This window comes from Streptomyces albiflavescens, from assembly GCF_014645835.1.
GTDB lineage: Bacteria > Actinomycetota > Actinomycetes > Streptomycetales > Streptomycetaceae > Streptomyces > Streptomyces albiflavescens.
In genome coordinates this window covers 294,339-302,220 of sequence record NZ_BMMM01000007.1, presented here as the reverse complement: position 1 = coordinate 302,220, position 7,882 = coordinate 294,339, and the positions used below count along the sequence as shown (strand labels likewise).

Here is a 7,882-nt window from a genome sequence, read left to right as displayed (position 1 = left end):
TCCGTGTCCTCAGTCGCGCTCGCAGACGAAGATCGCCGTCCCCGGTATCAGATTCCCGCGCAGCGGGGACCAGCCGCCCCACTCCTGGGTGTTCCAGGCGGGCCACTCCGGCTCGACGAGGTCGACCAGGCGGAACCCGCCGGCCACGACATCGCGGACGCGGTCGCCGATCGTCCTGTGGTGCTCGACGTACACCGCGCGGCCCTCCTCGTCCTGCTCCACATACGGAGTGCGGTCGAAGTAGGAGGCGGAGACGCTCAACCCCTCGGGGCCCGGCTCGTCCGGGAACGCCCAGCGGATCGGATGCGTCACCGAGAAGACGAAGCGGCCCCCGGGGCGCAGCACCCGGCGCACCTCCCGCAGGACGCGGACCGGGTCGGCGACGAACGGCAGCGCGCCGTAGGCCGAGCACGCGAGGTCGAAGGATCCGTCGGCGAACGGGAGGGCGCCCGCGTCCGCCTCCACGAGCGGCACGGAACCGCCGATGCGCAGCGCGTGCTGGAGCTGGCGGTGGGAGAGGTCCAGGGCCACCGGCCGCGCCCCCTGGCCGGCCAGCCAGCGCGAGCACTGGGCCGCGCCGGCACCGATCTCCAGGACGTCCTTGCCCTTCAGATCCTCCGGCGGGCCGAGCAGCTCGGCCTCCACCTCGTCGAGGCCCTCGGGACCCCATACGAAGCGGTCGTCGCCGAGGAACGTGCCGTGCTCGACCTGGTACTCGTCCGCGTTCCGGTCCCACCAGCCACGATTGGCGCGGGAACTCTCCGTGACGCCCGCTTCGCGTCGGGTGGCTTCGGGCTCGAACGGTTCGGGCTCTTGGATGATCGGCTCCCTCGTCGTACTCTTCCGTCCAACCCGTCTCGGGATGTCACGCCAGAGACGCGCCGTGGCCCGCGTGGCCTCATGAGACAGGTTTTGTGCCGGGTATGCGGGGATCCGCCCCGGGTGTGCGCCTTCGCGCATTGACCCTGCCCGGCTGCCCCCGTATGCTACAAGTTGCGCTGCGGGCCTGCGCTCCTCAGACGTAGCAGGCTGCGCTCGCATCTGTATGTATGTCCCCTCGGTTTTCGAGGCGCCACTGGCGTGTGTTTGTAAAAGCACCGTCCAGGCCGGGCGCTTCCTTGGCTGTCCGGCCTTCTGCAGAGCGAAACGGGCTCCCGGCGTAAGCAGTACCTACGACTCACCGTCCGTACCGGAGCCCTTTCCCACATGACGAGCAGCACCGAGACCACCGCCACCACCCCGCAGGTTGCGGTCAACGACATCGGTAACGAGGAAGCCTTCCTCGCCGCGATCGACGAGACGATCAAGTACTTCAACGACGGCGACATCGTCGACGGCGTCATCGTGAAGGTCGACCGGGACGAGGTCCTGCTCGACATCGGTTACAAGACCGAAGGTGTCATCCCGAGCCGCGAGCTCTCGATCAAGCACGACGTCGACCCGAACGAGGTCGTGGCCGTCGGCGACGAGATCGAAGCCCTGGTCCTCCAGAAGGAGGACAAGGAAGGCCGCCTGATCCTCTCGAAGAAGCGCGCCCAGTACGAGCGCGCCTGGGGCACCATCGAGAAGATCAAGGAAGAGGACGGCATCGTCACCGGTACCGTCATCGAGGTCGTCAAGGGTGGTCTCATCCTCGACATCGGCCTCCGTGGCTTCCTGCCGGCTTCTCTCGTCGAGATGCGCCGTGTCCGCGACCTCCAGCCCTACGTGGGCAAGGAGCTCGAGGCGAAGATCATCGAGCTGGACAAGAACCGCAACAACGTGGTCCTGTCCCGCCGCGCCTGGCTGGAGCAGACCCAGTCCGAGGTTCGCCAGACGTTCCTCACCACCCTTCAGAAGGGTCAGGTCCGCTCCGGCGTCGTGTCCTCGATCGTCAACTTCGGTGCCTTCGTGGACCTGGGTGGCGTCGACGGTCTCGTGCACGTCTCCGAGCTCTCCTGGAAGCACATCGACCACCCCTCCGAGGTTGTCGAGGTCGGCCAGGAAGTCACCGTCGAGGTCCTCGACGTCGACATGGACCGCGAGCGCGTCTCCCTGTCGCTCAAGGCGACGCAGGAAGACCCGTGGCAGCAGTTCGCCCGTACGCACCAGATCGGTCAGGTCGTCCCGGGTAAGGTCACCAAGCTCGTTCCGTTCGGTGCGTTCGTCCGCGTGGACGAGGGCATCGAGGGTCTGGTCCACATCTCCGAGCTGGCCGAGCGCCACGTGGAGATCCCGGAGCAGGTCGTCCAGGTCAACGACGAGATCTTCGTCAAGGTCATCGACATCGACCTCGAGCGTCGTCGCATCAGCCTCTCGCTGAAGCAGGCCAACGAGTCCTTCGGTGCCGACCCGGCCTCGGTCGAGTTCGACCCGACCCTGTACGGCATGGCCGCGTCGTACGACGACCAGGGCAACTACATCTACCCCGAGGGCTTCGACCCCGAGACCAACGACTGGCTCGAGGGCTACGAGACCCAGCGCGAGGCCTGGGAGCACCAGTACGCCGAGGCGCAGCAGCGCTTCGAGCAGCACCAGGCGCAGGTCATCAAGTCCCGCGAGGCCGACGCCCAGGCGGCGGCCGAGGGCGGCGACGCGGGTGCGGCTCCGGCCGCCGCCGGCGGCGGTTCGTACTCCTCGGAGTCGGACGACACCTCCGGCGCCCTGGCGTCGGACGAGGCCCTCGCCGCGCTTCGCGAGAAGCTCGCGGGTGGCCAGAGCTGAACCGAGTAGGTTCCGCTAGGCAGTAGCTGGTCGGTGGGCCGCACCCCCTGAGGGGTGCGGCCCACCGTCTTTTTGTTGGGTCCCCGGGTTCGAGGGGGCTGATCGCGCGGTTCCCGCGCCTCTGCGGGGGCGCTCACCCGGACGGCGCTATGGAGTGACCGTGATGTTGGTGAGGCCCCTGCCTCCCGTCACCGTGTTCGACGCGTAGACGGTCGTCCTGCAGCTCGCGCTGGAGTTGGTCACGTTGATCGCGAGCTGTTTGTCGCCGGTCGCGCCCGTCAGGTCCGAGGTGTTGCCGCGGAACACCGTGCCGCAGCCCCAGCCGGACTGCTGGGTGTGGGTCTCGTAGCCGTCGTTCGTCGTGGACCTGCCCTTGTTGTTCTCCACAAGGACGTCGTTGCCCTTTACATCGACCCAGGAGTCGTCGTAGTTGGCGCCGGTGAGGCCGCTGCCGTCGAAGGTGTTGCCGGTGATGCGGGCGCCGGTGGTGCCCTCCTTGATGTCGACGTTCTCCCCGCCCACGTCCGGGCCGATCGTGTTGCCGGTGATCTGGATGCGGTCGCTCTTGTCGGAGGTTCCGCCGGCCGTTCCGACGTACACGCCCTCGCCCATGCCACGGCCGTCGTTGCCGGTGTCGTAGATCTTCGAGTTCTTGATCACGCCGTCCGTGCTGGAGTTGCGGAAGTGGACGCCCTCCATGCCGAGTCCGTGGACGGTGACCGTGTCGACGACGACGCCCTTCGCCGAATCGATCATGATGCCTTTCTGTCCGCCGGTGACGGTGAGGCCCTGGACCGTCCAGTACGAGGCGCCGTCGAGATGGAGGCCGTAGCCGCCGCTTGCCCTGAGGACGGCCTTCGAGGACCCGGCGAGGGTGATGCGGGAGCCGGAGCTCGCCGCCTTCGACGTCTTGAAGTTGCCCGTGTAGGTGCCGTCGGCGAGGTGGATCGTGTCGCCGGGGGACGCCGAGGTGAGCGCGGACTTCAGCTGGGCGGCGGTGGAGACCTCGATGACCTGGGCGGCCTCGGCCGGTGGAGCGGTCAGGGCTGCGCCGACCGTGGCCGCCGTCGTGGCGAGCAGGGGGAGGAGGAGCGTGCGCCGGATACGCATGTGGGGGGACCTTCCCGTCGGTTCGCATAGAAGTTTGTTCTCGTACGTGAACTCTGGGTGCCTACATGAACGTACGGATGCTGCATGCCCGCGTCAAGGTCTGGACCGGTCCGGGTGTGCGGGGAGAGAAACGTGGCAGATACACGAGTAACTCCAGCGCTGTAACAGGGCGTTGCCAGGATCCCCGGGTCATTCAAGATCGTGAGGGGAGCCGAAGTCATGGCAGCACAGCGACGATCCACCGATGCGAGCCGGCGCGCCTTTCTCCGCACTGTGGGTCTCACCAGTGGGGCGGGCGCGATGTTCGCCACCATGGGCGCCCTCGGCCTCGCGCCCACCGCGCAGGCCGCGGGACGTGAACAGCCCTTCCATGCACCGAAGTCGAGCGATTTCACGCTCACCGGGCGCGGCGCCGCCAAGGTCGTCATCGTCGGCGGCGGCATCGCCGGACTCGCGTCCGCGTACGAGCTCGGCAAGGCGGGCTACGACTGTACGGTCCTGGAGGCCAGAGACCGCACCGGCGGCCGCAACTTCACGGTGCGCGGCGGCGATACGACCACCGACCTCTACGGCAACACGCAGACGGCCCGCTTCGGCGAGGGCCACTACATGAACGCGGGCCCCGCCCGCCTTCCACAGTGGATGGTCACCCTCGACTACTGCCGCGAACTCGGCGTCCCGATCGAGGTGTTCACGAACACGAACGCGGACGCGTACCTCTACAACGAGTCGACCGGCATGACCAAGCCGATGCGGTATCGCACCGCCAAGGCCGATGTCTACGGCTACGTCTCCGAACTGCTCGCCAAGGCCACCGGCAAGGGCGCTCTCGACAAGGAGCTGACCGCCACCGACCAGGAGAAACTCGTCGAGTTCCTCAAGGACTTCGGTGAACTCGGCGACAAGCTGACCTACGAAGGCGGAGAGCGCCGCGGCTACACCACCGTCCCCGCCGCCGCGGGAACCCCCGGTGTGCTCCTCGGCGACATCCCCACCGCCTCCGAGGTCTTCGCCACCGGCGTCGGCCGCTACTTCTCCTTCGAGTTCGGCTTCGACCAGGCGATGCTGATGTTCCAACCGGTGGGCGGCATGGACCAGATACCGAAAGCGCTCACGAAGGCGATCGGGTCCCACCGCATCCGGACAGGCGCCGCGGTCTCCAAAATCACCGACAAGGGGAGTGGCGTCACCGTCACTTACACCCAGGGCGGCCGTACGAAGTCCATCGAGGCCGACTACTGCATCGGTGCCCTGCCGCCCAACATCCTCGCCAAGATCCCGCACAACCTCGGCTCCGGAGTGCAGAGCGCCCTGGAGGCGATCACCCCCTCGTCGGCGGCCAAGATCGGTCTGGAGTACCGCTCGCGCTGGTGGGAGCTTGATCACAAGATCTACGGCGGTATCACCGAGACCGACCAGGACATCACCCACATCTGGCACCCCTCGTACGGCTTCCACGGCGAGCGCGGTGTGCTGATCGGCTACTACAACTACGGCGACGACGCCGACTCGTACGCGAAACTCACCCCCGAGGAGCGCGAGAAGCGCGCGGTGGCCGCGGGGGTGAAGATCTACGGCGAGAAGTACCGCACCGAACTCGCGTCCTCCTTCTCGCACCACTGGCGCCAGACGCCCCACCTGGAGGCCGCCTGGCACGACACCCCCGGTGGGCCCGACGACGCCCGCTACAAGCCGCTGAACGAGCCCACAGGGCGGGTCTACTTCGCGGGCGACTGGCTCAGCTATACCGATGCCTGGCAGCACGGCGCCTTCACCTCCGCCCGCAAGGCGGTCACCGCGCTGCACGCGCGCGTGCTGTCCTCGTAACACGCGCGTGCTGTCCTGGTAGCCATCAGTGGATGCCTCGAGGGCCCTCTGTGGATGACTCGGCAACCGTCCGCGGATGTCTTTCCAGCCGCTCGTGGCGGCTGAGAAGTCGGTAAGAGGCGGCGGTGCGGAGCGCGGGCGGGAATGCCCGCGCTCCGCACCACGTTGTGCAGTACGAACACGAGGAGGAGCGGTCACAGTGCTTGATCCGCAGGGTTTGTACGCATGGGAGCCGAAGGGCTTGGCCGTTGTCGACGTGGCGCTCGCTCAGGAGTCGGCCGGTCTTGTCATGCTCTACCACTTCGACGGATACATCGACGCGGGCGAGACCGGCGACCAGATCGTCGACCGGCTGCTCGACTCGCTGCCCCACCAGGTCGTGGCCCGTTTCGACCACGACCGTCTCGTGGACTACCGGGCCCGGCGCCCGCTGCTGACGTTCAAGCGCGACCGCTGGACCGACTACGAAGAGCCCACGCTCGACGTACGTCTCGTGCAGGACGCGACGGGGGCGCCCTTCCTGTTGCTGTCCGGCCCCGAGCCGGACGTGGAGTGGGAGCGCTTCGCCGCCGCCGTCGAGCAGATCGTGGAGCGGCTCGGCGTCCGCCTTTCCGTGAACTTCCACGGCATCCCCATGGGCGTCCCGCACACCCGCCCCGTGGGCCTCACCCCGCATGGCAACCGCAACGAGCTGGTGCCCGGCCACCGCAGCCCCTTCGACGAGGCGCAGGTCCCCGGAAGCGCCGAGTCCCTCGTCGAATACCGCCTCATGGAGGCCGGACACGACGTCCTCGGCGTCGCCGCGCACGTGCCGCACTACATCGCCCGTTCCCCGTACCCGGACGCCGCGCTGACGGTCCTGGAGTCCATCACGGCCGCGACCGGCCTGGTGCTCCCCGGTATCGCGCACTCCCTGCGCACGGAGGCGCACCGCACGCAGACGGAGATCGACCGCCAGATCCAGGAGGGCGACGAAGAGCTCGTCGCCCTCGTCCAGGGCCTCGAGCACCAGTACGACGCCGCGGCGGGCGCCGAGACGCGCGGCAACATGCTCGCGGAACCGGTGGACATCCCGTCGGCGGACGAGATCGGTTTGGAGTTCGAGCGGTTCCTGGCGGAGCGGGAGGGCGACGCCTAGGCGTCGCTCCAGGGCTCCCTGTCGAAGGGCCTGTCAGCGGCAGGCCCTAAGCTGCTGGGCATGCTGAAGGTGGGCCTGACCGGTGGTATCGGCGCCGGCAAGAGCGAAGTGTCGCGGCTGCTCGTCGAGCACGGCGCGGTGCTGATCGACGCGGACATGATCGCACGGGAGGTCGTCGCACCCGGAACTCCCGGGCTCGCGGCTGTCGTCGACGCCTTCGGCGAGGGCGTGCTCGCAGCGGACGGCAGCCTGGACCGGCCCAAGCTGGGCTCGATCGTCTTCGCCGACCCGGAGAAACTCGCCGTCCTCAATTCGATCGTGCACCCCCTGGTGGGCCTCCGCTCCCGCGAGCTCGAAGACGCCGCCTCCGAAGAGGCCGTCGTCGTCCACGACGTGCCCCTGCTCGCCGAGAACAGCCTCGCTCCGCTGTACGACCTCGTGATCGTCGTCGACGCAAGCCCCGAAACGCAGCTCGACCGCCTCGTACGGCTGCGCGGCATGGCCGAGGATGACGCCCGCGCGCGCATGGCCGCCCAGGCCCCGCGCGAGAAGCGCCTGGAGATCGCTGACATCGTCATCGACAACGACGTGCCCCTGGAGGAGTTGCAGCGGCGCGTACGGGATGTATGGACCGATCTCGTCCGCAGGGCCCACCAGCCCCAGGAATAGCGGCCCCCTGTGGGGGCGTTGAACCCTTGCAGTGAGGGAAGGACTCTGCCGTGCCCGAGACCAGCGGTTCGACCGGACGTACTCCGGAGACGCATGTCATCGACTTCCGCGCCGCCGAGCGACTGCTCGACGCGCGGGACCCCCGGGGCGCGGTGAAGCTGCTCGACTCAGTCATCGCCGCGCATCCGGAGAACACCGCAGCCCGGCTGCTGCGCGCGCGTGCCTTCTTCGCCGCCGCGCAACTGCGCCCCGCCGAGCTGGAGTTCACGATCGTCCTGGAGCGCGAGCCGGACAACGCGTTCGCGCACTTCGCGCTCGCCCGCACCTACGAGCGCCAGCGCCGCCCCGAGCAGGCGAAGCGGCACTTCAGGCTGGCGGCGGCGCTCGACCCGAAGCCGCAGTACCTGGAAGCGGCGCGTTTCGAGACGTGACGCT

Annotated in this window: 7 protein-coding genes; 5 read left to right on the top strand and 2 right to left on the bottom strand. The window is 68.3% G+C overall.

All coding sequences use genetic code 11. From position 1 onward, the window contains the following. Positions 1-9 precede the first annotated feature (9 nt). Entirely contained in the window at positions 10-960 is a 951-nt protein-coding gene (locus IEY95_RS21185; protein ID WP_229703199.1) for a class I SAM-dependent methyltransferase, read from the bottom strand. 246 nt (positions 961-1,206) lie between these two features. Between IEY95_RS21185 and rpsA the strand changes: the two genes are divergently transcribed. Next, entirely contained in the window at positions 1,207-2,703 is a 1,497-nt protein-coding gene (rpsA, locus tag IEY95_RS21180; protein ID WP_189187642.1) for a 30S ribosomal protein S1, read from the top strand. 147 nt (positions 2,704-2,850) lie between these two features. On the opposite strand, the gene IEY95_RS21175 is transcribed toward rpsA, so the two are convergent. Then, on the bottom strand, positions 2,851-3,813 hold the full coding sequence (locus IEY95_RS21175) for a right-handed parallel beta-helix repeat-containing protein (protein WP_189187641.1): 963 nt from the start codon (positions 3,811-3,813) through the stop codon (positions 2,851-2,853). Between the two features lie 300 nt (positions 3,814-4,113). Here IEY95_RS21175 and IEY95_RS21170 point away from each other — a divergent pair, with 300 nt between their 5' ends. The 4 genes from IEY95_RS21170 (at position 4,114) to IEY95_RS21155 (ending at position 7,878) form a co-directional block, all read left to right on the top strand. After that, positions 4,114-5,640: a flavin monoamine oxidase family protein gene (locus IEY95_RS21170; RefSeq protein WP_229703220.1), complete on the top strand. Its 1,527-nt coding sequence runs from the start codon at positions 4,114-4,116 to the stop codon at positions 5,638-5,640. A 199-nt stretch (positions 5,641-5,839) separates the two neighbouring features. Beyond that, positions 5,840-6,778, top strand: coding sequence for a PAC2 family protein (locus IEY95_RS21165; protein ID WP_189187639.1), 939 nt, complete (start codon positions 5,840-5,842; stop codon positions 6,776-6,778). Between the two features lie 60 nt (positions 6,779-6,838). Then, positions 6,839-7,447, top strand: coding sequence for a dephospho-CoA kinase (gene coaE / locus IEY95_RS21160; RefSeq protein ID WP_189187638.1), 609 nt, complete (start codon positions 6,839-6,841; stop codon positions 7,445-7,447). A gap of 50 nt (positions 7,448-7,497) precedes the next feature. Beyond that, positions 7,498-7,878, top strand: a complete 381-nt coding sequence (locus IEY95_RS21155) for a tetratricopeptide repeat protein (RefSeq protein WP_189187637.1) — start codon at positions 7,498-7,500, stop codon at positions 7,876-7,878. Positions 7,879-7,882 lie beyond the last annotated feature (4 nt).

Excerpts from the sequence above, each read along its gene's own strand:
- IEY95_RS21170 (WP_229703220.1), top strand. The coding sequence starts at position 4,114 with ATGTTCGCCACCATGGGCGCCCTCGGCCTCGCGCCCACCGCGCAGGCC.
- IEY95_RS21175 (WP_189187641.1), bottom strand. The coding sequence starts at position 3,813 with ATGCGTATCCGGCGCACGCTCCTCCTCCCCCTGCTCGCCACGACGGCG.
- coaE (WP_189187638.1), top strand. The coding sequence starts at position 6,839 with ATGCTGAAGGTGGGCCTGACCGGTGGTATCGGCGCCGGCAAGAGCGAA.
- IEY95_RS21185 (WP_229703199.1), bottom strand. The coding sequence starts at position 960 with ATGCGCGAAGGCGCACACCCGGGGCGGATCCCCGCATACCCGGCACAA.
- rpsA (WP_189187642.1), top strand. The coding sequence starts at position 1,207 with ATGACGAGCAGCACCGAGACCACCGCCACCACCCCGCAGGTTGCGGTC.